General features: G+C 60.5%; 22 protein-coding genes. 11 read left to right on the top strand and 11 right to left on the bottom strand.

What is annotated here, in order from left to right:
- Positions 1–52 precede the first annotated feature (52 nt).
- The gene (locus WFJ47_RS08715) at positions 53–1,108 is read left to right on the top strand and encodes an NAD(P)-dependent alcohol dehydrogenase (RefSeq protein WP_336762341.1); all 1,056 of its coding nucleotides are present in this window, start codon (positions 53–55) and stop codon (positions 1,106–1,108) included.
- Between the two features lie 98 nt (positions 1,109–1,206).
- Here the strand turns inward: WFJ47_RS08715 and WFJ47_RS08710 are convergent, their stop codons facing one another.
- Positions 1,207–2,022: a DeoR/GlpR family DNA-binding transcription regulator gene (locus WFJ47_RS08710; RefSeq protein ID WP_127102337.1), complete on the bottom strand. Its 816-nt coding sequence runs from the start codon at positions 2,020–2,022 to the stop codon at positions 1,207–1,209.
- 280 nt (positions 2,023–2,302) lie between these two features.
- Between WFJ47_RS08710 and WFJ47_RS08705 the strand changes: the two genes are divergently transcribed.
- The 9 genes from WFJ47_RS08705 to WFJ47_RS08665 all read left to right on the top strand — a co-directional run bounded on the left by WFJ47_RS08705 (position 2,303) and on the right by WFJ47_RS08665 (position 13,454).
- Entirely contained in the window at positions 2,303–3,913 is a 1,611-nt protein-coding gene (locus WFJ47_RS08705) for an FGGY-family carbohydrate kinase (RefSeq protein WP_336762340.1), read from the top strand.
- A gap of 12 nt (positions 3,914–3,925) precedes the next feature.
- Positions 3,926–5,617: a glycerol-3-phosphate dehydrogenase/oxidase gene (locus WFJ47_RS08700; RefSeq protein ID WP_336762338.1), complete on the top strand. Its 1,692-nt coding sequence runs from the start codon at positions 3,926–3,928 to the stop codon at positions 5,615–5,617.
- A 489-nt stretch (positions 5,618–6,106) separates the two neighbouring features.
- Positions 6,107–6,871: a triose-phosphate isomerase gene (locus WFJ47_RS08695; protein ID WP_336762336.1), complete on the top strand. Its 765-nt coding sequence runs from the start codon at positions 6,107–6,109 to the stop codon at positions 6,869–6,871.
- Complete coding sequence (locus WFJ47_RS08690; protein ID WP_127102333.1) at positions 6,868–7,722, top strand: DeoR/GlpR family DNA-binding transcription regulator; 855 nt, start codon at positions 6,868–6,870, stop codon at positions 7,720–7,722. Before WFJ47_RS08695 ends, WFJ47_RS08690 begins: the two co-directional genes overlap by 4 nt.
- A complete protein-coding gene (locus WFJ47_RS08685) occupies positions 7,719–8,186 on the top strand; it encodes an RpiB/LacA/LacB family sugar-phosphate isomerase (RefSeq protein WP_127102332.1) in 468 nt (155 codons plus the stop codon). The genes WFJ47_RS08690 and WFJ47_RS08685 overlap by 4 nt, the downstream gene beginning before the upstream one ends.
- 31 nt (positions 8,187–8,217) lie before the next feature.
- Entirely contained in the window at positions 8,218–9,141 is a 924-nt protein-coding gene (locus WFJ47_RS08680; RefSeq protein WP_336762334.1) for a substrate-binding domain-containing protein, read from the top strand.
- Between the two features lie 31 nt (positions 9,142–9,172).
- On the top strand, positions 9,173–10,678 hold the full coding sequence (locus WFJ47_RS08675) for a sugar ABC transporter ATP-binding protein (protein WP_336762332.1): 1,506 nt from the start codon (positions 9,173–9,175) through the stop codon (positions 10,676–10,678).
- Positions 10,668–11,678, top strand: a complete 1,011-nt coding sequence (locus WFJ47_RS08670; protein ID WP_127102329.1) for an ABC transporter permease — start codon at positions 10,668–10,670, stop codon at positions 11,676–11,678. The genes WFJ47_RS08675 and WFJ47_RS08670 overlap by 11 nt, the downstream gene beginning before the upstream one ends.
- Before the next feature lie 54 nt (positions 11,679–11,732).
- A complete protein-coding gene (locus WFJ47_RS08665; protein ID WP_336762329.1) occupies positions 11,733–13,454 on the top strand; it encodes a dihydroxyacetone kinase family protein in 1,722 nt (573 codons plus the stop codon).
- Positions 13,455–13,696: 242 nt separating this feature from the next.
- On the opposite strand, the gene WFJ47_RS08660 is transcribed toward WFJ47_RS08665, so the two are convergent.
- Together WFJ47_RS08660 and WFJ47_RS08655 are read right to left on the bottom strand one after the other, a co-directional pair.
- Complete coding sequence (locus WFJ47_RS08660; protein WP_336762327.1) at positions 13,697–15,103, bottom strand: amino acid permease; 1,407 nt, start codon at positions 15,101–15,103, stop codon at positions 13,697–13,699.
- A 199-nt stretch (positions 15,104–15,302) separates the two neighbouring features.
- Positions 15,303–16,148 (bottom strand): undecaprenyl-diphosphate phosphatase, encoded by an 846-nt coding sequence (locus WFJ47_RS08655; protein ID WP_127102326.1) that lies wholly within the window; start codon positions 16,146–16,148, stop codon positions 15,303–15,305.
- A 128-nt stretch (positions 16,149–16,276) separates the two neighbouring features.
- Between WFJ47_RS08655 and WFJ47_RS08650 the strand changes: the two genes are divergently transcribed.
- A complete protein-coding gene (locus tag WFJ47_RS08650; protein WP_127102325.1) occupies positions 16,277–16,729 on the top strand; it encodes an MlaD family protein in 453 nt (150 codons plus the stop codon).
- Positions 16,730–16,865: 136 nt separating this feature from the next.
- Here the strand turns inward: WFJ47_RS08650 and WFJ47_RS08645 are convergent, their stop codons facing one another.
- From WFJ47_RS08645 to WFJ47_RS08610, 8 genes are all read right to left on the bottom strand, one after another.
- A complete protein-coding gene (locus WFJ47_RS08645) occupies positions 16,866–17,984 on the bottom strand; it encodes a D-alanine--D-alanine ligase (protein ID WP_336762323.1) in 1,119 nt (372 codons plus the stop codon).
- A gap of 7 nt (positions 17,985–17,991) precedes the next feature.
- A complete protein-coding gene (locus tag WFJ47_RS08640) occupies positions 17,992–18,588 on the bottom strand; it encodes a VTT domain-containing protein (protein ID WP_336762321.1) in 597 nt (198 codons plus the stop codon).
- 104 nt (positions 18,589–18,692) lie between these two features.
- Complete coding sequence (locus WFJ47_RS08635) at positions 18,693–19,454, bottom strand: SDR family NAD(P)-dependent oxidoreductase (protein ID WP_336762320.1); 762 nt, start codon at positions 19,452–19,454, stop codon at positions 18,693–18,695.
- A 75-nt stretch (positions 19,455–19,529) separates the two neighbouring features.
- Positions 19,530–20,468: an amidohydrolase family protein gene (locus WFJ47_RS08630; RefSeq protein ID WP_336762318.1), complete on the bottom strand. Its 939-nt coding sequence runs from the start codon at positions 20,466–20,468 to the stop codon at positions 19,530–19,532.
- 110 nt (positions 20,469–20,578) lie between these two features.
- Positions 20,579–22,294: a dihydroxyacetone kinase family protein gene (locus WFJ47_RS08625; protein WP_336762317.1), complete on the bottom strand. Its 1,716-nt coding sequence runs from the start codon at positions 22,292–22,294 to the stop codon at positions 20,579–20,581.
- A 28-nt stretch (positions 22,295–22,322) separates the two neighbouring features.
- On the bottom strand, positions 22,323–23,321 hold the full coding sequence (locus WFJ47_RS08620) for a hypothetical protein (RefSeq protein ID WP_336762316.1): 999 nt from the start codon (positions 23,319–23,321) through the stop codon (positions 22,323–22,325).
- Complete coding sequence (denD, locus tag WFJ47_RS08615; RefSeq protein ID WP_336762315.1) at positions 23,318–25,342, bottom strand: D-erythronate dehydrogenase; 2,025 nt, start codon at positions 25,340–25,342, stop codon at positions 23,318–23,320. The genes WFJ47_RS08620 and denD overlap by 4 nt, the downstream gene beginning before the upstream one ends.
- A 75-nt stretch (positions 25,343–25,417) precedes the next feature.
- Positions 25,418–26,395: a LysR family transcriptional regulator gene (locus WFJ47_RS08610; RefSeq protein ID WP_336762314.1), complete on the bottom strand. Its 978-nt coding sequence runs from the start codon at positions 26,393–26,395 to the stop codon at positions 25,418–25,420.
- Positions 26,396–26,423 lie beyond the last annotated feature (28 nt).

The raw sequence follows: 26,423 nt of genomic DNA, 5'->3' as shown, positions 1-26,423 counted from the left end.
GGCAGCGCGGCGATTTTCGTTGTAACGGCGCAAGCCCAGTCGGAGAAAAACGATGCTCACCTGTATCGGCTATGGCGCGCAGAGCGCCTCTGAACGTCTCGCACCCTTCACATTCGATCGCCGCGATACCGGCCCCGATGATGTCCGCATCGACATCCTCTATTGCGGCGTCTGTCACTCAGACATTCATCAGGCGCGTAACGAGTGGCACAACACCGTCTATCCCTGTGTTCCCGGCCACGAAATCGTCGGACGCATCAGCGAGGTCGGCGCCTCGGTTTCCAAGTTCAAGGTGGGCGACCTGGCTGGCGTAGGCTGCATGGTGGATTCATGCCGTGAATGCGCCAGCTGCAAGGACGGCCTTGAGCAGTATTGCGAGAACGGCTTTGTCGGCACCTATAACGGTGAAGACAAGCAGGGCCGTGGCAACACCTATGGGGGTTATTCTAAGGCCGTTGTCGTCGACCAGGCCTTTGTTCTGAAAGTACCCGAGAACCTCGACCTCGCAGCTGTCGCGCCGCTACTCTGCGCCGGTATCACCACCTACTCCCCGCTGCGCCACTGGAAAGTGGGTCCCGGTCAGCGCGTTGGTATCGTCGGCCTTGGCGGGCTGGGCCATATGGGCGTGAAATTTGCGCGCGCCTTCGGTGCCGAGGTGGTGCTGTTCACGACCTCGCAGAGCAAGGTCGAGGACGGGCTGCGTCTTGGCGCGCATGAGGTCGTTCTCTCGAAGGACCCCGAAGCAATGGCCCGCGAGACAGGACGTTTTGACTTCATTCTCGACGCGGTAGCCGCCGAGCATGATATCAACACCTATCTGAACCTGCTCAAGCGTGAGGGCACGCTGGTCCAGGTCGGTGCGCCCGAACAACCTCTGCCGGTCGCGGTGTTTAGCCTGATCATGAAGCGTCGGCAGTTCGCTGGTTCACTGATCGGCGGCATTGCCGAGACGCAGGAGATGCTCGATTTCTGCGGTGAACACGGCATCACCTCCGATATCGAGATGATTGCCATGGACGAGATCGAGAACGCCTATTCGCGCATGATCAAGTCTGATGTGAAGTACCGCTTCGTCATCGATATGGCGACGCTCGAAAACGCTGCCTGATCGGGATTCGGGGAGGGGACAACCTCTCCCCGTTCGCCAACACGCAGAGGGGTCATTCTCCTCCGACATGTGCGAGACATTCGGGCCCAACGCGCCTCTCAGCAAACCTCGACCGTGATGCCCGAGGCGTCGAGTTCCGAAACGACGACCGGCTTGATCTGGCTATCGGTCAGGATACGATCGAAGTCCTGCAGCGATGTAAGGCGATGTAGCCCGCCCTGGCGGAATTTCGTACTGTCGACAAGCAGAACGCAGCGATCTGCGATCGCCATGAGGGCGCGCTTGACCTTCACCACATCCTGATCGTTCTGGAACGCCGTGTCCCCCGAGATCACCGAGGTGGACATGAACATGATGTTCCCTCGAAGCGAACGGGCAGCCTGCTCGCAGACGAGTCCGAAAAACGCATTGCGCGAATTGCTGTAGTCGCCACCGAGACAGATGATCTTGATACCGGGGAAGGGGGCGAGAGCCTGCACCACCCCAACGGCATTGGTAATCACGGTCAGAGGTGCGCGTGCCGGCAGCAGCGGCAGCATCTCCGCGACAGTCGTCGAATCATCGAGAATAATGACCTGTCCCGGCTCGATCATGGAGACAGCGCGCTGGATGATGGCCTTTTTCAGGTTGGCCGCACGATGCTGCCGATAGGCGACATTCTTCTCCGTGCGAGCACGGTTCTTGAGGGTGATCCCGCCATGAATTTTGTCGATCAGCCCCTGGCTGGCAAGCGCATGGGCATCACGGTGTATGGTCATGCGGCTTACATCGAAATGCTCGGCCAGAAACTCGATGCTCGCATTCCCTTGCTCAAAGAGCAGGTCGAGGATCTGTTGCTGACGCGATTTCAGGTTCTGACGTTTGATCCCGGGATAACCATCAAGCGGGGGTGGCGAGGTGAGGTCGTCACTCATGGTCGAAGACTGCCTTTGACAAAAAATGCTTCGCTATGATGGGCCAAGCAGACCAAAAGATTACATAACAAAAATATCACAAATATCTCATAGCGACAAGCTGATCCTCAAATCTCACAGAGTTGTGGCGCAGTCTTGTCGAATGCCGCGTAGCCAACGTGCTTACAGATGACTCGCATGATTTGTCACATAGATCGCACTACAATGTGATTTTCGACACATTTTCTTTCCGCATAGAACAGACTCCGGACGCCCTATTCCTTCAGGCGATGGGATCATCATGAGTACTGACAAGCGTGAACAGGATGAGAAAGGCTGTCTGATCGGCATCGATTGTGGTTCCACTACAGCCAAATCTGTGATCTTTGCGCCAGACGGCCGCATCCTTGGGGTCGGTCAGGCCCGTATGGCTCAGGTCACCGATATACCCCGCCATGTGGAGCGCGATCTGCACGAAACCTGGCTAGCCGTCGCCGCAACGATCAGGTCCGCACTTGCCGACGCGCAGCTATCTGGCGAGGCGATCGCAGGGATCGGGGTGACAGCGCATGGGGACGGGGTTTTCCTGCTTGACCGCCAGGCCAATCCGCTGGGGCACGGCATCATGTCGCTCGACAGCCGGGCCTACGGCATCCATGAACTCTGGAAGCGCGAAGGTCTGCTCGACCGGCTGATGCCGATTGCCGGGCAACGCCCTTACCCTTATTCCGCCTCCACCCTGCTTGCCTGGCTCCGGGAGCATGATCGCGCGCGCTACGACGCCATCGGCACCGTGTTTTTCGCAAAGGACTGGCTGCGCTTTTGTCTGACCGGGCAGATTGCCACAGATCGTACTGAAGCAAGTACGGCATTTACGGGGCTGCTCAGCCAGGAATATTGTCCGGAAATACTCGAGATGCTCGGGCTTTCGGCCGTCGCCCCTGCCTTGCCGGTCATGCTCGATTCCTGTGACCGAGCCGGCACGGTCAGTGCCGCGGCCGCTGCCCTGACAGGCCTGCGCGAAGGGACGCCCGTCTCGGCCGGTTTGCATGATGTTATCGCTGCGGCCGTCGGTCTGGGTCAGATACAGCCGGGTGATATGACCGTCACTGCCGGGACTTTTTCCATCAACGAGGTATTGCGTGATCGTCCCGTCACAGGGGCTGAGTGGGCCTGCCGGTCCGGTTTCCGCAAGGGGCTCTGGAACTGCATGGCCATTTCTCCGGCTTCCGCGAGCAATCTGGAGTGGATGGCCCGCTATGTCGCGCCGGAAGACCCTGATTCAGCCGCGAGGCTGATCGACGGCGCTATCGCGAAATTTCACTCCGGTCGTATGGCGCGTCAGATTCCGCTCTATCATCCTTATCTCTTCGGATCGCCGTTCGAGACGCCAGCAACCGCTTCGTTCCTGGGCGTTCAATCCTGGCACGACCGGTTCGATCTGTTCGAGGCCATGATCGAAGGCACGATTTTCAATCATCGCCATCACGTCGAGGATCTGCTGCGTACGGGGGCGGTCAATAGTATCGGGATCTCCGGCGGGGGCAGCCGACGCCCCGAAATCGGGCAACTCTTCGCCAATATCTTCGGTCGCGGTGTCGCGACCTCGCCGGTTCGTGAAGCCGGAGCCCTTGGCGCTGCCCTGACGGCAGGCGTTGCGTGCGGTATGTTCGCCTCACTCGAGGACGCAGTGAAGGCGCAGAGTGTCCAGCCGCGCTGCTTCGAACCCGATGCTGAACTCTCCGCATATTTCGATGTGATCTATGCCCGCTACACCGCTATCGCGCGCGTCCTCGAGCCTTTCTGGCCTTCACTGCACAGTGATCAGAGCGACGACGCCTCCTTCCTCCCGGCGCCCCACGCTCCAGTCGTCACGCCCACTGGCCCAAAGGCCGCCTCTCTCCCATCCTGATCGGGAACCATCATGACCCACACCGCCTCGCAACTCGACTCAACCCATTTCGATGTCACCATTATCGGGGCAGGGATCAACGGTGTGGGCCTGTTTCGGGAGCTGGCCATGCAGGGAGTCAATGTCCTTCTCATCGATCGGGGCGATATCTGTGCTGGCGCGTCTGCAGCGCCCTCACGCCTGATCCACGGCGGCATCAAATATCTGGAGACGGGGGAGTTCCGCCTCGTTGCGCAGTCGACGCTCGAGCGCAACCTGCTCCTGCGCAACGCCCCGCATCTCGTGCGGCCGCTCCCGACGATCATCCCCATCCATTCCTGGTTCGGCGGGATCGTCCCGTCGCTTCTCAGATTCATGGGGCGCAAGAGCAAGATGGCCGATCGCGGTGTCCTCGTGACCGAAATCGGCATGCAGATCTATGATTTCCTCGGGCGCCGCGCTCGTGTCATGCCGCGCCACAAGCTGTCGCTCGGACGGAAAATGCGGCGGAACTGGCCTCATATGGCCCCCAGGGTCATCGCAACCGGGCGATATTACGACGCCGCTATCAGTCAGCCAGAGCGCCTCGGCTTTGAATGCGTCGAGGATGCGCTGAGTCTGAACCTGGGCTGCGCCGTCAAGACCTATACGCGTGTGGAGGGGTTCACCGATGGCAGGCTGACCCTGAGCGACCTCAAGAACCAGACACGTCAGAGCGTCACGACCGATCTTATTGTCAATGCTGGAGGGGCATGGATCGATCAGGTCAATCGGGATATCGGCCTGTCGACACGCTATATCGGCGGTACGAAAGGATCGCATCTCGTCCTCGATCATCCCGAACTCTACCAGGAGCTCAATGGTCAGATGGTGTATTTCGGCACACCTGACGGGCGCATTTGCCTTGCCTATCCCTTCATGGGCCATGTGCTGGTCGGCTCCACGGATATTCCGGTGCAGGACCCTGATCAGGCGCACTGCTCGGAGGACGAAGAGCGCTATATGATCGAGATGCTCGCCCATCTCTTTCCGGGATTCAGTTTTTCGGCTGGGCACGTGCTTTATCGCTATTGCGGGGTGAGACCGCTTCCGGCCTCCAATACGGATGACCCCGGCGCCATCAGCCGGGATCACATTATCCATACCGACTACACCGGCACTACGCCCGTTCTGTCCCTCGTGGGGGGGAAATGGACCACATTTCGCGGGTTGGCCGAGGAAGTGGCAGATAAAAGCCTGGCTCTCCTGCACAGGAAACGTCGGGTGTCGTCGCGTGAGCGTGCGCTGGGTGGCGGGCGCGACTATCCGTCGGCCTCCATGCGGCCTTCCTGGCTCAGATCATTGGCAAGCCGACACAGCGTCGATCTCGAGCGGGCGACCGCGCTCTTCGAGCGCTATGGCACGACGGCGGAGCGGGTTGCGGCTTATTGCGCCCGCTCGCCTGACACGGCTCTACGCTCGCTCCGGGACTACACGCGCAATGAAATCCTGTATGTCACGACCGAGGAACTGGTGCGCGATGCGGGGGATCTCCTGTTCAGGCGTACGCCCATCGCGTTGAGCGGCTGCCTGTCTCACGCAGTGATCGTCGAGATCTGCGGCGTCATGGCCGAAGCGCTCGACTGGAGCACCGAAACGACGGAAAAACAGATCGAGCAGAACTGGACACGCGCGGTAAAGGAACACGGGCTGCCCGAAAATCTCGCCAAAGCGCAAGCTGCCTGAGCGCGGGCGACGCCCCACGCCGCGCATGCCTCACCGCTGGCAGGGCGGAATGTCCCGGCGCCGGCATGTCTTCTCTTGCCCCCGATCCCAAGGCAAACCAGGCGCGGGACGGGGCGTTGCAGCCGAGGCACGCCTGGAGACGGTCCCAGCTTTGGGCAACAGAGGCAACGGCTGACGGAAACGGTCTGCGCGATCGACGGGTTCATCGTATCTCGATAAGCGGAACCGCAAGATGCACGGATTTCAAGCAACTCAGATGTTTCGGCACATCAGGATCACATCGTGGGCAAGGCACTCATAACAGAGTGACCGAAGACGCAAATCGATGAAAACACGCCGCTTTATGTCGTTTCATGACGTCGCGGGGCTATCAATCATATCAACGTGAACGGTTATTCTGATATTTTCTCTTCTACGATGTTAGGAAGATCCATATCATAACATCAGCACGTTACATTGTTCGCAGCTGTGATACGGAGAGAGAACAGGATGCCCAGAAAACCGCTCTGGATCGGAACGAGCTGGAAGATGAACAAGGGTCCGGCTGCGGCGCGCGATGCGGTCGGCCAAATCGCCTCCATGACGGTACCCGAAGAAATCACGCCGTTCGTGATCCCGCCCTTTACCTCTCTCGAAGCAGTTGCGGGCACATTGTCAGGTACGCGTTGGCATGTTGGTGCGCAGAACATGCACTGGGAAGATGACGGCGCCTGGACTGGCGAGATCTCACCGCACATGGTGCGCGAATGCGGCGCAGACATGATCGAGCTGGGCCATTCCGAGCGGCGCGAACATTTCGGTGAAACCGATATCACGGTCAATCTCAAAGTGCGCTCCGCGATACGCCACAAGCTGCGCCCGCTGATCTGCATCGGTGACAGCGCTGAGGAATACGAATTTGGCGTCACCCATGAGACGCTCGCACGTCAGACCAAGATGGCGCTCCATGGCCTGAGCGCGGACGAGATTGGAACGGTCCTTCTGGCTTACGAGCCGGTCTGGGCGATAGGCGCAAAGGGGAGGGCAGCCGAACCCGATTTCGTGGCGCTGGCTCATACCCGGCTGCGCAGCGTCCTTGCAGAACTGGTTGGCGCCGAGGCGGCTAAGCGCGTGCCCGTGCTCTATGGCGGCAGCGTGTCGCTGGATAATGCCGCACGTTATACGGCCCTTGATAATGTGGACGGCGTCTTCATTGGGCGCTCGGCCTGGGACCCTTCGGGCCTTGAAGCGATCATCCGGTCGGTGGTGTCATGAGCGGCGCGACTGGCGTCGAGAGCAAGGCCGTCTCGGCGCGTCGTCGGGAGATCCTGGACTACGTTCTCGAGAATGGGGGCGCCCAGATCGAGGAACTCGTCGACCGGTTCTCGACGAGCCGCATGACCATTCATCGCGACCTTCACGCCCTGTCCGAACAGGGACTTGTGCGCAAGGTGCATGGTGGCGTGACCATGCTCGCCAGCGGCGTAATGGAAACGAGCGTCGTCCATCGCATGCGACGTGCCTCACGCGAGAAGCAGGCGATAGCCCGTGTTGCGTCGAGCTTCATCAAGGCAGGCGATATCATTGCCCTCGATGATTCAACGACCTCGCGTGTGCTCTCGGAAAACCTGCCCTCGGGCATGCCGCTCACCGTGCTGACCAATAGTATGGGTATCGCCACGCAGATCGCTGGCGCACGCGACATCAGTCTCATTTCGCTGGGGGGTAAATACCACCCGCGCTTTGACGCCTTTCTTGGCATTCTGTGCGAGCAGGGCACCAAATCGCTTCGGGCGAATACGCTGTTCATGTCGGTTTCCGCCGTGCGCGACCTTGGTGCGTTCCATCAGGAGCAGGAAATCGTCAAATGCAAGATGGCGCTGATGGAGATCGTCGACCGTCGTATCCTGATGATCGATAGCCAGAAATTCGATGTGACGGCGCTGAACCGTCTCGCGAGCCTTTCCGATTTTGACGTCGTGATTACCGATTCAGGTGTGTCCGACAGTCAGAAGAACCGCATGCTCGACGCGGGCATCAACCTGCATATCGCCCAGATGGACGATGGGCTGACCGCTGCGCATGCCGACACCCCTGAACACATCACAAAAGGAACAAGACCATGAAAATTGCAGTAGGTGGCGATAGCGCCGGTGAAGGTCTGGCCCAGCAGATCGTCGCACATCTCAAGTCGAAAGGGGTAGACGCGGTTGATCTGTCACGCCCCGTGGATGCCAAGAGCGAGCTTTATTCCGAACTGAGCGAGCGCGTGGGTCACGCCATTCTTTCAGGCGAATACGAGCGCGGTATCCTGTGCTGCGGCACGGGCATCGGTGTCGCGATCTCGGCCAACAAGATCCCCGGCATTCGTGCGGCGCAGGCCCATGATGCCTATTCGGCCGAACGGGCTGCTCTCTCGAACAATGCCCATATCATCACACTCGGCGCGCGTGTGGTCGGGGCAGAGCTTGCCAAGACCATCGTGGACTCCTTCCTTGCCAAGGAATTCGATCCGGCAAGCGCATCGAAGAAAAACGTTGATGGTATCGACGCTCTCGACCGCAAATACTCGCCGAATTCCTGCAAGTAATGGATTAACACGACCATAAAGGTCTGATTTCATGAAAAAAGCTCTGCTCGCGACCGCTGCTCTTCTCCTCGCGCCCCTTGCTGCCCACGCGGCAGATAACGCGCCTATGCGGTTCGTCATGATACCGAAAGCCGTTCATCCCTGGTTCGACAAGGCCAATAACGGGGCCCAGTCTGCCGCTGCGCTCCTCAGCAAGGCGACAGGTCGCACCATCACGGTCGAATATCGTGCCCCTCAAACGGCCGATGTCTCGACCCAGAACGACATCATCGAGCGCGCCATCGCGACACATCCCGATGGCCTGATCCTCGACCTTCTGGACGAGAAGGGCAATCGCTCCATCATGCAGGAAGCGGTCGACGAGAAGATCCCGATGACGGTGTTCGACTCCCTCCCGCCTGAGGGTATGGACATCACGGCAGTCGGAGCCGATTTCTGCGAGCAGGGCAGCCTTGCAGCGGAGCGCCTGGCGAAACTCATCAATCACAAAGGTGAGGTCGCCATCATGATGGGCGTGCCCACAGCACCCAATCATGCTTTGCGCGCCCGGTGCGAGCTCAAGGTCTTCACCAAATATCCCGATATCAAGGTGGTGGCGACCGGCATCGATAATGACAGCATCGAAACCGCCCAGAAGCAGGCCTCGGCGATCATGCAGGCCCACCCCAACCTTGCGGGTTGGGTTGCTTGTGATGCTGCCGGTCCGGTAGGCATCGGCCAGGCCATTCGCGAGAGCGAGAAGGTAGGTAAGGTCCAGGAGGTCGGGCTCGACAACCTGACCGATATGCTCCAGCTCATCAAGGATGGTGTAGTTGATTCTTCGGCGTCCAGCCGTCCCGAAATGCAGGGATACTGGGCCGTGATCGCCGCCTGGCAGAAAGCCATGGGGCAGCAGACACCCAAGAACATCGATACGGGTATCGACATCATCACCAAAGCATCGCTCTCCAAATAATCGCTTTCGCGTTCAGGAGGGAGGCAGGGCCATGGTCCTACTCAAGGCGACGGGTATACGAAAAGCCTATCCAGGTGTCGTCGCCCTCGATCACATCGACCTGACCCTCGAACCCGGCAAGGTCCATATCCTTGCCGGGGAAAACGGGGCGGGAAAATCTACCCTGATCAAGACTCTCTCGGGCCTTGTTCGCCCCGATGAGGGCGCGCTCGTCATCGACGATGCCGATGCGCTGCATGATCCCAGGCTGTTCCGGCGTGTCGCCTACGTACCGCAGGAACTGAACCTATTTCCTTATCTTACGGTCGCCGAGAACATGTTCATGCCGTTCGGCCGTTCGGGCTTCGGCAGAATCACGGTCTCTGAAAAGGCGATGAAGGAAGAGGCCGCTTCTTATATCGCCCGTTTCGGCATTCAGGCGCGCCCCGATCAGAAAGTGGCGGAAATTAGCGTACCCGATCAGCAGCTTCTGCAGATTGCCCGCGCCGCCACACAGGAAGATTTCAGGGTCATGATCCTGGACGAACCGACCTCGTCTCTCACCGCTCGTGAAACGGAGCGGCTTTTTCGCATCGTCGAAGATCTGCGTACCAAGGGGATCGCCATCGTCTTCGTCTCTCACAAGATGGAAGAGATCTTCGCGCTGGGTGACACGGTCACAGTCCTGCGCAACGGCCGAAGCGTCGGCAGTTTTCCCATGGAGGGCATGACCGAGAGCGAGCTGATACGCCTGATGTCAGGCAGCTCGGTCAAGCTGGATGAGCAGTTTCAGTCATCCCCCTCGGCGCGCAGCGACGAGACGATATTGAAGGTCGAGAATCTTTCAGGGCCCGGTTTCGAAGATATCTCCTTCACACTCAGGCGCGGCGAAATCCTCGGTTTTGCCGGGCTCGTCGGGGCAGGGCGTTCGGAAATCATGCAGGCCATGTTCGGCTTCCGCAAGTTCAGCGGCGGGACCATCACTCTGGATGGTAAACGCATCCCGCCCAACCGTCCTGACAAGGCCGTTCAGGCAGGCATGGTCTACCTCTCGGAAGAGCGCAAGCATCACGGGATTTTTCCGATGCTGAGCGTGCGCGAGAACATTGCCCTTGCCGTCACGAGGGATATCGCCAAAGGCGGTGTGATCTCGCCCGCACGCGAAAAATCGATCGTTGCGGAGATCATACGGCAATTCGATGTGCGGACGTCCTCCCCATCGAAAAAGATCATGTTCCTCTCCGGTGGCAATCAGCAGAAGGCCATCATAGGACGGGCCATGGCCCGCAAACCCCGGCTGCTCATTTTCGACGAACCTACCAAGGGGATCGATATCGGTACCAAGTTCCAGATCTATCGCATCATGCAGCGTCTGGCGGAGGAAGGGGTGGGGATCATTCTCGTATCGTCCGAGATGAGCGAGCTTCAGCGCTGCGCGACACGAATCATCACGCTCTATTCCGGCCGGATCAACGGCTCCTTCGACCACGACAAGACAGATGTCAGTACGCTGGTCGCCTCCATTATCGGCTCTCCGGAGACCACACATGTCGCATGATCGTTCTGTCGACGCCGCTTCCGTTTCCTCCTCTCCGAACCCGGTCCAGAGGCTCAAGGCTCTGGCCGCCAACCCGCTTTGCGGTGTCGTGATCGCTCTCGTGGTCATCTTCGTCCTGTCCAGCGCGCTCTCGGCTAATTTCCTGACCGCGTTCAACATGAAGATCATCGCACGCTCCCTGGCCTTTGTCGGGCTGGTGACCATCGGTCAGGCCATTCTGATGATCCTTGGCGAACTCGACCTCTCGGTCGGTGCCATAGGCGGACTGGCAGGCGTGGCTGGCGGGCTCCTCATGGTTCAGGCCGGGCTCAATCCCTGGCTCTCCCTCATGCTCTGCCTCGCGTTGGGCACAGGGTGCGGCTTGCTCAACGGTCTGCTGATCACACGTCTGCGCCTTCATTCGCTCGTGCTCACCATCGGCATGGCCGGTGTTTATGGGGGCGCCAATCTCGTGCTCACCAAGGGCGTGGCCATTACCGGCATCCCCAGCGATATCGGCTTCCTGGGCCGAGGCATGATGGCTGGCCTGCCGGTGCCCTTCCTGATCCTGCTGGTCTGCCTCGCCATCGTGTCCTTCGTCATGATCCGCACACCGCTCGGTCGCTACGTCTACGCCATTGGCAGCAATAATGCCGCAGCGCGCATGCTGGGCATCAGGGTGGACGCCATCCGCGTCTGCGCCTTTGCCACGGCGGGCTTCCTTTCGGCTCTTGCCGGTATCGTTATGGTCGCGCGTCTTGGCACAGCCCAGCCCTCCATCGGCGATACCTGGGTGCTGGCCCCTATCGCGGCCGCCGTGATCGGCGGGGTGGCCACCACCGGAGGGCTGGGCAGCCCGTTCGGCGCGGTACTGGGCGCGGTAATCATCGGGATCATCGAAAACGTGATCGTGCTCTTCGGCATCTCGCCTTACTGGCAGTCGATCGTCAGCGGCGGGATCGTGGTGGCCGCCATCTCCTTCGATGCCATTGCGCGACGCTATTTCAACCGGGAAGCCTGAACGCGCTTCCCGCTCCAATCACTCAGGACCGTCTGACTTTACCAAGGATACCCCATGACCAAGATCTGTGGCGACGCCGAGAATTTTGCGACCTCCGCCCTGCGGGGCTTCGCAAGTGTCTATAGCGATATCGTCCAGCCCGTACGCGGCGGCGTCCTGCGCGCCACTCCCGGCAAGCAGGGCAAGGTGACGCTGGTGGTGGGTGGCGGATCGGGCCATTTCCCGGCTTTCAATGGGTATGTCGGCGCGGGCTTTGCCGATGCGGCAGTGGCCGGGGATGTGTTCGCCTCGCCCTCCACCCAGGCTATTCTGCGTATCGCCCGAGAGGCTCATCTCGGTGGCGGCGTGATTCTCGGCTACGGCAATTATGCGGGCGACGTACTAAATTTCAGCATTGCCGCTGAGCGCCTGCGCGCCGAGGGCATCGATACGCGCATGATCGCCACGACCGACGATATCGCAAGCGCCCCCGCGCATGAGGAAAGCCGGCGTCGCGGCACTGCAGGGGACCTCCCGGTCTTCAAGATTATCGGTGCTGCGGCTGAGGCCGGGCTGAGCCTCGATGAGGTGGAAATCATCGGGAAGCGCGCCAACGCCCAAACGCGTTCCTTCGGCGTCGCCTTCGATGGCTGCACGCTTCCGGGTGAGAAGGAAAAGCTCTTTCATGTTCCTCAGGGCAGGCTCGCTCTTGGCCTCGGCGTCCATGGCGAGCAGGGTATCGACGAACTCGACCTGCTCCGTCCGGATGAGCTGGCAGCCATTCTTTGCGACCGCCTTCTCAAGGAAGCCCCGGCCAATGCCGGTTCGCGCATAACGGCCCTGCTCAACGGCCTCGGCAGCACGAAATACGAGGAGCTTTTCGTGCTATGGGAGGCAATCATCCCCAGGCTCGAAAATGCGGGCTACACAGTCATCGCTCCCCTGGCCGGTGAGTATATCACAAGCCTTGATATGGCGGGCTGCTCGCTTACCCTGACCTGGCTCGATGACGAACTTGAACGCCTCTGGCGGGCGCCAGTCGAGAGCGCGGCGCTCAGTCGGGGTGAGATGCGCGGGGCGTATCGCAACTCTCTGCCGATTCTCGCCGAAGCACCCGTCGCCTATATGAAATCCCTGACGGAGGCCGGTCGCCAGGGTGGGCGCTGCGTGGCAGGCATGATGATCAAACTGTCTGCGGCCCTGACCAAAGCGGAACCCGAACTCGGCCATATCGACGCCCAGGCTGGTGACGGGGATCACGGTCAGGGCATGGCACGCGGTGCGGCGGCGGCTGCCAGAGCCGCTCGTGCTGCCGTGGAGGCCGGCGCTGGCCCGGCTACCGTGCTCGCCGCGGCGGCCGATGCGTGGGCCGACCGGGCGGGGGGAACCTCAGGAGCACTCTGGGGGGCGGGACTTTTTGCCTTCAGCACGGCTTTCGATGACTCCGCAGTCCCGGACGCGCAGGGTCTTTCCCTCGGATTGAGACGGGCGATGGACAAGATCACGGCGCTCGGCAAGGCAAAGCCGGGCGACAAGACGTTGATGGACGCGCTCGCGCCGCTCGTTGAGGGATTCGATTCAGGATTACGGCAAGGGTTGACTGTCGCGAAGGCTTGGGTTGAGGCGGCACAGGCTTCCACGGAAGCCGCGGAGGCGACCAAGGACCTGCTTCCCCGTCTGGGGCGGGCACGTACCCATGGCGAGAAAAGCAAGGGTCATCCGGATGCCGGCGCCATCTCCATGGCGCTCAGTGCCCGCGTAATCGGCGAGGAGCTTGCCGCCATGGCCGTCAAGTAAGGCCGGTCATTCTAAAAGAGGGGGAGGCGCCACCGGAAAGAGGCAGCGCAGGGAAGAGGGGAGCCTGTACTCCCCTTATTCCAAACCTTGTCAGACCGTTATCCACACCCTTACCCACGAACGCATCCACGGAATCTGTGGGTAATTCTTACGACCCCGGCATATCGGTGGCGCCTTGTGTGGCCTAGACCTTCCGGAATCATGCCCCCGGAGGTGATGGTTTTCAGAGCGGGACCGAACGCCTAATCTTTATGGGCAAAGCTCGAATTATGCTGGGAGTAGAACCAGTAAGTCCCAAAGCCGAGCCCTGCATAGGCAATGAGCAGCAGAGCAGGCACGGGATTACCGTGCATGAGTGCGCGCGCCATGTCGGCGAAGAGCGGCGCAATCATCACGATGCAAAAGAGGATACCGAGCAAGGGCGTGATGCCGATCCACCATCCCCTGATTCTAAACCCGCCCAGAGGAACGCTGAAACTTCTGGGCATATCGGGATGCATGTTGCGCTGCCAGATGACCGTAAAGCAGACAATTCCGAATGCCGCAGCAGTGCCGATACTGACGAGGTCGCTGATCACGTCTATGGGCAGGGTCGCCGTGGCGAGCGCCACGATCACGCCGAGCAGGATCGTTCCCGTCCAGGGGGTATGAAAGCGCTTGTGCACATATGAGAAGACAGGCGGCAGAAGCCCATCGCGGCTCATGGCGAAGAAGATACGCGTCTGGCCATATAGAAGTCCCATGAGAACGGAGCAAAGGCCAATGGTCGCACCCATATTGACGAAGAGAGCCAGCCAGGGCTGCTTCATGGCGCGCACGGCAATCGAAAGTGGATCGGCAACATTGAGCTGCTGATAGGGCACGATCCCGATCAGGATGGATGCCACGCACACATAAACGATCGTGCAGATCACCAGGCTGCCAATGATCCCGATCGGAACGTCGCGCCGGGGATTGCGGGCCTCGGCTGAAGCCGTCGAAACCGCCTCAAACCCGACATAGGCGAAGAAGATGACAGAGGCAGCGCGAAACATGCCTGGTATGCCGTACTGGAACCCGCCCCGATATTCCGGGATGAAAGGGTGCCAATAGGCTGGATGCAGGGCGAAAAGCCCGCAGCCCACGAACAGAAAAAGCACGCCGACCTTGATGAACACGATGATCGTGTTCACGCGCGCGGATTCCTGGACCCCACGCACAAGACAGGCCGTAACCACCGCAATGGCAAGCGTCGCCACGAAGTCGAACCGCCAGCCGGAGGTGATAGCCATGCCGCCGCTGCCGGGAACCGTCTGGAAGGTTGCCTGGCTCAACGCGGCAGGAACGTGGAACCCGAAGCTTGAAAGCAGGCTTGTGGCATAGCCCGAAAGACCCGAAGCCACTGCTGCGCAGGAAATCCCGTATTCGAGCAGGAGCAACCAGCCCACTGTCCAGGCTGCCCGCTCGCCCATCGACACATAGGCGTAGGAATAGGCCGAGCCGGAAACCGGCAGGCTCGATGAGAGCTCTCCGTAACTGAAGGCCGTGAAAAGACAGGCGAGCGCCGCGATGACGAATGAGATGAGAATAGACGGTCCGGCATATTCGGCCGCCGCCGTGCCGGTCATGACATAGATACCGGCCCCGATGGTCGATCCCACCCCCAGCATCACAAGCTGGGTGGCTGTAAGGGAGCGTTTCAGTCCATTCGTTTCGTAATCGGCCGTGACCTGCTCGAGCGTCTTGCGTCGGTTCGTGGTCGTCGACGGGGAGGGGGAAGGTGCGGCCAGGTCAGGAATGGTAAAAATCGCCCTAGTTGGAAAAGCCGATCATGCCGGATCGCTCGTCAAAGTGGAAATGATTTCGTTATCAGAAGAGAACGATCGCGAGAATGGAAACGAGGCCCGCCCCCATACAGTAGAAGGCGAAAGGCGAGAGCGCCCAGCGGTCGTGATTGCGGAAATATCTCAGCAGCACCGCCGTACTGATCAGGGCGGTAACACCGGCCGCTATAGCGGCCATGATCGAGATATGCATCATTTCGGAGCTGACAGTCATGCTGCGCAGCTTCCAGGCCTCGTGGACGGTTGCGGCGAGAACGGCGGGCTGGGCCATAAGCAACGAAAACCGGGCGGCAGTCTCATGGTCGAGGCCACGCACAAGCCCTGCATTGATCGTCGAGCCCGAGCGCGAAATTCCCGGGAACAGGGCGAGGCACTGCCAGCACCCGATGACGAGCGCATCCTTGACCGACATATCGGCAATCGCTCGTTGCGGCCTGCGCCCCTTATAGGAGCGCATCCACTCGGTCACGAGCAGAATGAGCCCGTTGAGAAACAGGAAAACAGCGACTGCGAGAGGGGTCCCGAAAATGACCTTGAGCTTGTGCTCGAAAGCAGCCCCGATGATGACGACCGGGATCGTGGCGACGACGAGCAGGACGAGAATACGAATGGCCTGCTCTCGCATGGCCGGACCATGACGCCCGATGGCACCGCTGAAAATCGCAAGCCAGTCACGCCAGAAGAAGCAAAAGAGAGCGACAAGCGTGCCAAAGTGCAACATGGTCAGGAACGGCAGGAACAACTCACTGCGTTCGTCGAGATTCCAGTGCAGCAAGGCGGGCAACAATACCGCATGGCCGAGACTGCTTACGGGAAAGAGTTCAGTCAGCCCCTGAACGATAGCGAGAACCAGTGCTTGAAGCAGCGTCATGTCAGCTCAATATGAAATAAATGTTTCTTTCTCCTGCCTCACCCCGGCAAGGATCGCAAGCCCGCGCTTGACCATCTGCCCGTCTCGGGCGAAGAGTTCCGCTCATATAACAGCTGGATGAATCAAAAATGGCGGCAAAAAACCGGGGAGGCGCGATTCTGGCGAGCGCGATGGTGCTTGCGCTGGCATCGGGCTTCGCCCTCTATGCCGTTGCCCAGCGTCATGGTCCCTCAGGCGATACGCAGCGCCTTCACGCCCGGTTCGTCTCGGCCAATGGGCTCAATGCGGGGGCTGCAGTGGTTCTGGCGGGTGTCCGCGTCGGGACGGTATCGCGCATCAGTCTCGATCCCCAGACGCAGATGGCGCAGGTTGATTTCTCGATCGATCGTCATCTCTCCCTGCCTTCAGACACGATTCTGACAATCGCCGCGCCCACCATGACGTCTGAAAACGCCCTCGCCATTGAACCGGGGAAGTCACGGGCACGTCTTCCCTCTGATGGGATGATCACAAATACCCAGGCCCCGACCTCGCTCGAACAGCAGGTCAGCAATTACATTTTCGGCTCCGGCATCCAGTAACATCAAGCCATCGGTGCGGCTGCTCAGCGGATGGAGTGGGCGACCAAGAGCGTGAGTCGCGTCCCTTTGGGTGGGAAACAGCGATAGACCGTTGTGCATCGAGAGGGCCAATCTCCTGCTGGAGGGCCTGTCTCGTTCAATCGTTGAGCGGGTAGAGGGCCAGCAGGCGGCGCTGCTTGCGCCAATAGCGCAGCATCGTATAGGCGCCACATGTCTTCCAGCCCCGTGCCCGGTTCATCGCCCCGATGCGAAAGGCCGCACGGTAGTGGTAGAACTGGGCACGATAGGCCTCCCACAGCGTCGTTCTGGAATCCCAGATATGCGTCGCCTCAGACCCGACACCATTCAACTCGATGATCTCGAAATCCTCGCCGCGACGCAACGCTTCGACTGAAGCCGCCTTGACGTCGATGCGTCCGAAATGAAATTCCCTGACGTCTCCGATGATCGCGTCGAGACGCGCGGTCAGTGCGGCCGTTGCATCCTTGCGCCCGTCGCGGAAGATCGACCCCTTGCAGTGATTTCCCGTGAACACGAGCTGTACCCGTTCACCCGCTGCGGGCACGGTTTCAAGCCGGTCTTTGAGACGGGGAAGATAGATGTCAGGAAGCAGATTGGTCCGGGCATCGCGCGCGATCAGCGCATGGATTGTCGCAACGCCATCCCCTTCTAGAACGGGGGACTCCTTATAGGTGATGGACGTTATGCGCCCGCCAGCAGCCCCGGGTTCGCGTATGTAGAACAGGCCCGCCTCGACCGGTCCCGTCGCCAGAGCCTGAGCCAGAATCCTCACACCCGAGGGGAATTCACGCAGGACGGGCAGGAGCTGCTTGTGTTCATGCACGAGCTTCACCCCCGTCCCGTTGCAGCCGATATCGGGCTTGATGACTACGGGAAAGCCGATATTCCGGGCGGCCATTGCCTCGAGCAGGACCGCAGCGTCCTGGTCGCGCTTGCCCTTGCGCAGCATCTGCGTGACATAAGGGGCGATCCAGTCCTGGGCGATTGGTCCGGCCAGATCGAGAATGCCGCTCTTGCTTTCACCACAAAGCCCGCCCGTCTCGATCAGCGGGTTGGCGGCGCTGGGAACGCTGAAATCACCATAACGCAAGCCCATGCCGATCCAGTAAAGAACGATCGGGGTATAAAAGATCGAACCCGGCCAGAACTCGAACAGCGAGAGAGGATGGGGCGTCTTTTCCGCTGTCTCGGACGTCGCGCCGGTATCGAGTGTGTCATGCAAGGTCTGAAGCATTGGGCGATCAGTCACTGAAAGTCTGGAACCGGGCAATCAGCCGCCCGACGAAGAGAATGGTCAGGATGAACCCCGCAATCCCGAACCAGCGCCAGCTCGCCATATGCGCGGACATCCATCCACCCACATGGAGCGATACGCTGAAAAGGAGCGAGGTCCAGACCAGTGTAGCCACAACCGCGCTCGCGGCAAATGAGCCGAAAGGCGCGCGGAAAAAACCGCACGCCGTATAAAGGGGCAAGCGAGCACCGGGAATGAACCGGCTGATTACCACAGTCCGCACCACGTTACGGTGAAACCAGTTCCGGCCCTTGTCATGACGGGGCAGAGTCAGCCAGCGTCGCGCCGGTGGCCATTTGGCCCCGATGGCGCCCAGACCGTATAATCCCAGATCCCCAACCGCCACGCCAATATAGAGCGAGATCAGTGCCAGTGGGATGCTCAGACGCCCATCCTCCACAGACATGGCAGCGATCATGGTCGTTGCGTCTTCGAGGATGAATGTCCCCAGGATTACCGCGAGCCCTTTCGACCACCATGCAGCCCCAGCCACAGACAGGAGATGGTAGAGAGAACTGGCGTGAAAGGGGGCACCGTTGGACATGGCGCATCATGTGCCATGGCCGGATGAAAAACGCCAATCAGGCCGGACCGATTCCGCGCGGTCCGAAGGCCTGTCGAAACGCCGGGCGCCGGGACGGTGCGTTCCTACTGAAGATTGACGAAACAGCCCCCGTCGACGAGCAGGGACGCCCCTGTGACATAGCGGGCCATATCGGAAGCGAGAAAGACGATTGGGCCGGCAAGATCTTCCGGCTCTCCAAGGCGACCGAGCGGAATGCGCTCGATCAACTTGCGCGCCTTGCGCTCGTCGGCGAGATCGTTTTCGTTGATGGCCGTACGGATGGTGCCGGGAAGGACGGCATTGCACCGGATACCATGCCGGCCCAGAGCGATCGCTGTGGACTGCATCAGAGACAGCACCCCGGCCTTGGTTGGGGTATAATGTGTCTGAAACTCGCCACCAACGAGCGCGGAGATGGAAGAAACCGCGATAATGGCACCGCCTCGGCCTTGCGCGACCATCAGCTTCGCCGCTGCCTGCACCATGAAATAGGCGCCGAGCAGATTGACACTGACCGTCTTCTCCAATGTCGCAGGCGGCATATCGAGAAATGCGTGGAACGGACAGATCCCGGCATTGCTTACGAAAATATCGAGCCCGCCCAGGGTTTCCCTGATGGAGTCAATAAAGCGATTTGCGGTTTCAGGGGCTGCCACGTCACCACGCAGATAGAGTGCGCGCCGCCCTTGCGCCTCGATCGCCCGGAGCAGGGGCTCCACGTGCTTTTCTTCCATCACGTCGGTAATGGCGATATCGGCCCCTTGCCGTGCAGCATCGAGCGCCGCAGCGCGGCCGATGCCTGAGGCACCGCCCGTGATGGCGAAAACCTTGTTTTCGAGAAGCATGGTCGTTCCTTTCCTGAGGCGAAGGCTGGTCGAACGCGCTGCCTATGCCGCGGACAGCCCCATAAACGGGGGGCGCTAGAATGCGATGTCGAGGCGATAAAAACGTGCCGCTACCGCGCCGAACATGGCGCGTTTTTCGGTTTGATTGAACGCTTCTGCAAAATGCAGGATCGTATCGAGTGTCTGACGCGCCGGGGCAAAGAGCAAATCGGTGGGAAAATCGCTTGCAATCATGCATCGTTCCACCCCGAAGACATCGACTACCTCGCGCAGCACGGGCGCAATATCCTGATCACGCCAATCGGGCCGGACAAATCCGAAGCCGGAGAGTTTAACGTGAATATTGGGGCAGGCAGCGAGCGCGCGCATACCCCTCTGCCATGCCTCACGACCGCCCGACAGATGAAAGAGCGGCATGCCCAGGTGATCGATCACAACCGGCATTGTCTCATGGCGCCGCAACAAGGGGGCCAAAGTCATCATCTGTTCGGGATAGCACTGCAGATCAAATGTCAGCCCGTGTCGCGCGACGATCGCAAGTCCGTCCTGCCATGCGGCATCGCGGGTCCTGTCCGGCTCCGGATAGGCCAGCTTCCGCTCCGGATGGGCGTTCACGATATGACGCACTCCACGCAGAAGCGGCGCCACCTTATGGGCTGCTAGGATATGCCCCAAATCGGGTGTGTCCAGTCTCGCACAGGCAACAATGCCCGCTGCGCCCAAAATAGGGGGCTTGCCTTCACGGGGCTCCATGGCAGCGTCCAGAACAAACTGCACATGGTGCACCTCGCGCAGGATCTCATCCGGGTGAACGCCGGAGTCAACGTGCACCAGACCACGCACATTCCAGCCCTCGAGGTCAGCGAGATAGCTGCCGAGGCCATAGGAGCGCGCGATCGCGCGCGTTTCACCCGTCGGCGCGTCAGCGCTGTAAGGCGGAGACAGCCAGGGATAATGCATCTGCTCGAAATCGATCAGATGCACATGGGGATCGATAAATCCCGGTCGTTCCATGACGATCTCCCTTTCTGCCGGGGAACACACCGGGCCCTATCGCGCGTACAAGCCCCGCTATTGGCCCTGACATCCATCAGCTCTTCATCAGCCTCTCAGCCTGAGATCCCTCAGATCAAATCAGCAACGAGAGGCGAGAGTGCCTGCATGGCAAGGGCAAAGGACAAGGCTCCAGGATCGGGATGGCCCTTGCTGTGATCGCCATGCGTCTTGGCGCGGCCCTTCCGCGCGGCAAAGGCCTTCGTCGCCTCCGCCCCAGCAAGCGCCTCCTGCACTGCCTCGGCCCAGATTTCGGCCATGGGACCGGGCTGTTCGTGATGACGTTCCAAAGTGGCAACGAAAGGCGCGAGCGCATCGACCATCGTCTTGTCGCCAGGTTCGGCCTTGCCGATCTCCCTCACGCGCCGCGCTGCCTTGAGCACTCCCATACGAACACCGCGCGCATCGAGGGCGCTCCGGTCATCGAGAACCGTCGAGAAGGCAAAAAGCGCTTCACCCCATAGCGCGCCGGAGGTTCCGCCTGCGCGATCGCCCCAGGCATCAGCGGCGGCCTCGAGGACACGGCGTGCACCCGCGCCGGCGGAAGATGCGGCCTCGGCTGCTCTGGCAGCCGCGCGCGAGCCGCGCGCCATGCCCTGACCATGATCGCCATCACCCGCAATAGCGTCGATGCGCCCCAGCATCGCCTCTTCCTCATGCAGGGTCTGCGCAAGGCGTGCAATGGCGCGCGCCACGCAGCGCCCGGCCTGGCTGCCGGCCTCGGTTTCTGCCCTCTCATAATGAACGGGCAGTTCGGCTATGGCCTGACGCGAGGCCGGAACCCAGTCCCCCTCGACCTTGTGGCGGCAAAGAACAGGAGCATTTACGGGCGCACGCCAGAACCCCTCCAGCTCCTCATCCAGCCAGGTGATGGTGAGGGAGCAGCCATACATATCAAGGCTGGTGGCGTAGGAGCCGACAAGCGGGGCGATGAGAGTGAGCCCATCGCGCTCGAATAATGCTTCGAGCGCGTTCCAGAGAACGAAGAGCTCCTCCGTCGTGGTCGCGCCTGCGCCGTTGAGCAATACCGCGAGGCGACGAGCCTCGGGCGGCCGCTCCGCCATGACGCGAGAGTACAGCGCTTCGGCGATGACCTCCGGCGTCGCCAGATCATGTTCATCAATTCCGGGCTCACCGTGAATACCGAGCCCCAGCGCCATACGTCCTTCAGGGACGGTGAAGATCTTTTCCGGGCTTCCGGGAAGCGCGCAGCCATCGAACGCAATGCCGAAGGAGCGCGTTCGGTCATTGGCCTTGCGCGAAACGGCTTCGACAGCGTCGATGTCGTAGCCTGCATCCGCCGAGGCGCCCATGATCTTGAAGACGATGATATCACCCGCGACGCCGCGCCGTCTCTCGGGTGTTTCAGGTGGTGCGCTGGCAACATCGTCGGTTGTCACCACGATGCGCGTATCGATCCCCTCGGCGCGCAGACGCTCGGCAGCGATCCCGAAATTGAGGTTATCGCCAGCGTAATTGCCGAACCCCATCACGATCCCGCCGCCACGATGCGCGAGACGTCCAATCGTAGCGACAGCCTGAATGGAGGGGGAGGCAAAGATGCCCCCCATCACCACGGCGTCGGCGAAGCCCGGTCCAACAAACCCGCAGAAGGTCGGGTAATGTCCGGAGCCCCCTCCGACGAGAACGGTCACCTTGCCCTGGGGTCCGGGCTGGGCACGCAGCGCACCGCTGCGAACGGGGCGGACGATATCCTGAAAGATGTGGTTGAAGGCGCGCAGACCGTGGGTCGCAAAATCGTCTTCGTCGCCGCAGATATGGACCATATTATCGTAATCCGCCTTGTGGGGCCGCTCAGGCCAGTTGAAGAGTGGGCTCGGTGACCTGCAGATCGGCCTCGATGGGTCTCAAGGGAGACAGACCACGCGCCAGGATCTCCTCGTGATAGATCTTGACCCCCTCGACAGGGGTCAGGCGTCGCTCAACCACGGCACGCATCATGGCCACCATGGAGGGCGGATGCTCCGCATCCAGGATCTTGCGCCCGAAAAGCGCGGCGCGTGCCCCGCTCTGTTGCGCCTGATGAAGCAGTTCGAGGCAATCTCGCGTTGTGCCGCTGCCACCGCCCATGATTCCGACGATCAGGGTCGGGTCGTAGCGGCAAAAAGCCTCGAGCACCTTTGCCCCGTTAAACGCCAGCTTGAGGAAGACAGGGCGCTCGCTCTCATGCATTCCGGCAAGGGTGCGGCTCACCATATCATTGAGAAACGCGCCGTGATCGTCTTGGTCGAGCAGGGGATGAACGGGGTTGAAGACCTCTAGAAAATGGGCAACGCCTGCAGCCTGCGCCTCGGCCCTGAAGTCGCGATAGCGCGACAGGCTCTCCGCATCTTCTCGCGCATCACCGCTGAAGGTCATGGAATAAAGACCAAACGGCTCCGGCAGAAGATCGAGCCGGGCCGTGCGGAAGGGAATGGATGGCTGACGCCCGTAATCCGCGCCCCGAATGCGCCATAGATCGGAGGTATCATTGAGGCGAACGGCGCGACGGATCGGGCTGTTCGCGAAAATACCTGTCTTGTCGAGGCGCCCCAAGGTCGAGACGGATGCCAGCAGAATGTCGACGACGTCCTGCTTCACGATCTCGGTGATGGCAGCGTCGAATTCCGACAGGGTGCAGGGTAATCCGGTGGCCCTGTTCGTGCCCAGCGCCGAGAGACCACCCGCCATATCGGCATCCTTGGCATCGGCCAGGATGAAGTCGCTCGTCGTATCCGATCCGGCACGCATTCGGGCGATCTTCTCATCGAAGCGGGAACCGACCCGTGTATTCGTATAACGCGTAAGGGTCATTGCGGCAGGATCCTCCGGATATAATCCCGGTTCTGCGCGGCAACACTAAGCCCGTCACCACCATAATGCTCGACCAGGAAGGGGCTGGCATAGCCGTGCTCGAGCGCCATGTTGATCGCGGCGCGATAGCTGATAACGCCCTGCTCCATGGGGGCAGGCGCCGTGACGATCATGCCTGTCGTCTCGTCCTCCGTGCGCAGATAATTTTTGACGTGCCAATATCGAAGATAGGGAGCGAGCTTCTTCATCATGTCCTGCCAGCGCTCCATGGGGCGGTGCAACCGGACAAGATTGCCGATATCGGCATTGATACCGCAGGCGGGATGATCGACGTCGCGCACGAACTTCACGCTGGAATCCGCCGAACCCAGATAGGTGTCCTCGTACATCTCGAGCGACAGGGTGACCCCAACGCTCTGGGCATGATCCGCGAGCTCACGAATGCGCGTAACGGCCTTTTTCCAGACCGCCGGATCATCGGGGTCCTGATGGCCCTGCGCGGTCCAGAACCAGAGCGCCTTGCGCTGAGGCTCGGTCAGCGCCGTCGCAAAACCGACTGCGATTTCGCGCGCACCAATCTCTGCGGCCGTATCGATCACCCTATGGATATAGGACAACGCGGCATCGGCCTTGTCGGGATCCGGATCGATCACCGAGCGACGCGAGGTGGAGATGGCCGGGATGGACAGCCCGAGATCGCCGCAGACCGACAGAAATTCGCGCTGTCTGGGCTTTGAGAGATCCGCCAGGCGCAACCAGCAATCAGTCGGATCCAGCTCGGTGAACCCCGCACGGCTTACATCCAGGAGCGTCCTGGCCCAGCCTTCTGCGCTCTGGTCCTGCACGGAAGTCCCATCGGGAAGCAGAGGGGGATACTGGATCATCGCGGCCGCAATCGGCCAGGTCTTCGCAGTCCAGGGCATGGCATTCGACCTTTTATCGATATGCCGCGCGAGCGGCGCGTTGTCGTGGGCCGATGCCCAGACCCTGCTCATGCTGGCAGAGCCAGGCGTGCTGGCCGAGGAAAGAGGCGCCCCGTCAACACAGCCATCGAACTCGTCTTCGATGTGCGCACGGATGATCGCCTCGAACGACGCATCGGGCTCGAAACCGAGACTCAGCGCCCGATGCGTGTCGAACGCCTTGGGCCATGACGAGACGAAATGCTGAACGAACGCGTCCGGTACCTCACGGATAAGCGACACGGCCCTGTTGCCAGCGACGCGTCGCAACGCCTCGATCTGCTCCTCTACGGTGACGCTCAGGGCAGGAAGTGTGAAGACTGGCCGAGGACTGATCAAGGCGTAGTCGAGCTCCGCCGCGTGACGGAGTGCCTTGACAGCGGCGCGCGGGCTGGCGAGCCAGTGGCGCGTGTCGCGTGGCACCGGAAGAATGGCCTCGCGCCCGATCAGCGGCTCGCGAATGATCGTTGAGAAAAATCCCGACGCCGCGGCGTTCGGCGCGCCCGGGCGCACGCAAATGGTCGGGATACGCGGCGCAACGCCATCGAAAATACCACGACGCGAATAGTCTGTGAGAAGCAATTCGACCATGGCCTTCTGTACGCCATAGCTGCTCTCAGGGGTCGGGATCTGGCTGTCGGGTATGACATCGGGCAGAGGCCGACCGAACACGCCGATGGAGGAGGCAAAGACGAGGCGCGGCTTGTAGCCTTCCTGCTCGTGAAGCTCCCTGATCGCTTCAAACAGGGCGCGTGAGGCGTCGAGATTGACCCGGTAACCGAGCGCCATATCCGTCTCGGCAGCGCCGGATACGACAGCGGCCAGATGGAAGATGATATCAGGCCTTTGGGCGAGGAGCTGTGCCGCCGCATCAGGCGCAGCGAGATCTGCCGCAACGCAGCTGACCGTACCGGCAAAGCCCAGCGGCACCTCCGGCGCCGTGACATCGGCGAGGGTCAGGATTGAGGGCCCGGGAAATAAACCATCGGGCCTGCCGATGAAACTCTCGGTCAGCTTTCGCCCCAGCATTCCAGCCGCACCGAGGATTAGAACATGCATGATTTCAGGCTACCCGTATGATTACACAATCAACCCGGGCAGAAGAAACGAGCGACATTACAAAGTCGATAAGACTTATTTGATGGCGTTATCAGATAATCCGATAGCCCGCCCCCTTATTTCACCGGCAAGATAATCCATTTCAGGCGTCACTGTCCGGTTGCGCAATCTTATGAGCGAATAGGACCCCATGATGTCGGGGAGCGAGACCGGCAGTTCCCGCAGAATTCCTGACCTTGCGAAGAGTTTGTAGATCGAACGCGGTACCACTGCCAGCATGTCCGACTGGGAGAGAAGATCGATCGTTGCGGTTACCGAGGAGAGCTCGATTGGAAAGGAAGGGAGGGGCAATCGCGCCAACGTGAAAGCTGTCTCGATGGCCTGACGCATGGGGCTGGGACGCGTATGAATGATCCAGCGCGCATCACGCAGGTCATGTAGCGTTTTGGGGATACGCTCATTGATCGGATTCTGCGCGCCAGCAACAATCAGCAGTTGCTCCGAAGCCAGTTCCTCAACCAGCAGCAGGTCGGAACCGATACCCTCGATCGCGCGCCCTATGGCGAGATCGATACGCCCGGCATGGAGCATGTTCATCAGATCGTCGCTCGTCCCGACATGCAGAGTGACGCATAACTCGGGCTCCGTCTCTGCAAGCGACACCAGAACAGGCGTGATGATCTCATGGAGCGGCGCGCCGATCGTACCGATCGTCACCGTCCCGGAAAGCCCACGTCCGACCGCCTGCAGATCATGGCGCAGACGCCCAAGATCGGCCAAGATCTGCTCGGCATGGCGTATTGCCACCAACCCTGATCGCGTCGGGGTCAGCCCATGAGCATGACGCTCGAAAAGCTGGGCTTCGAGATCGGTTTCCATGTCCTGCAGTAGCTTCGAGGCGGTCGGCTGGGAGAGATTCAACGAGCGCGCAGCGCGATTGAGCGCAGGCTCGCGACTGATCTGCCGCAGAAGCAGCAACTGCCTGAACTTGAGCCGAAATACGAGGGTGTCGATCATGCCGGAAATGGTGCAGGGAGCGGAAGCTCGTGTCACATCACGTCTATGCGGATCTCTTACAAAG

Source organism: Asaia sp. VD9 (assembly GCF_037150015.1).
Lineage (GTDB): Bacteria > Pseudomonadota > Alphaproteobacteria > Acetobacterales > Acetobacteraceae > Asaia.
The sequence above is the reverse complement of the archived record's forward strand: the minus strand, read 5'-3'. Positions and strand labels throughout refer to the sequence as shown.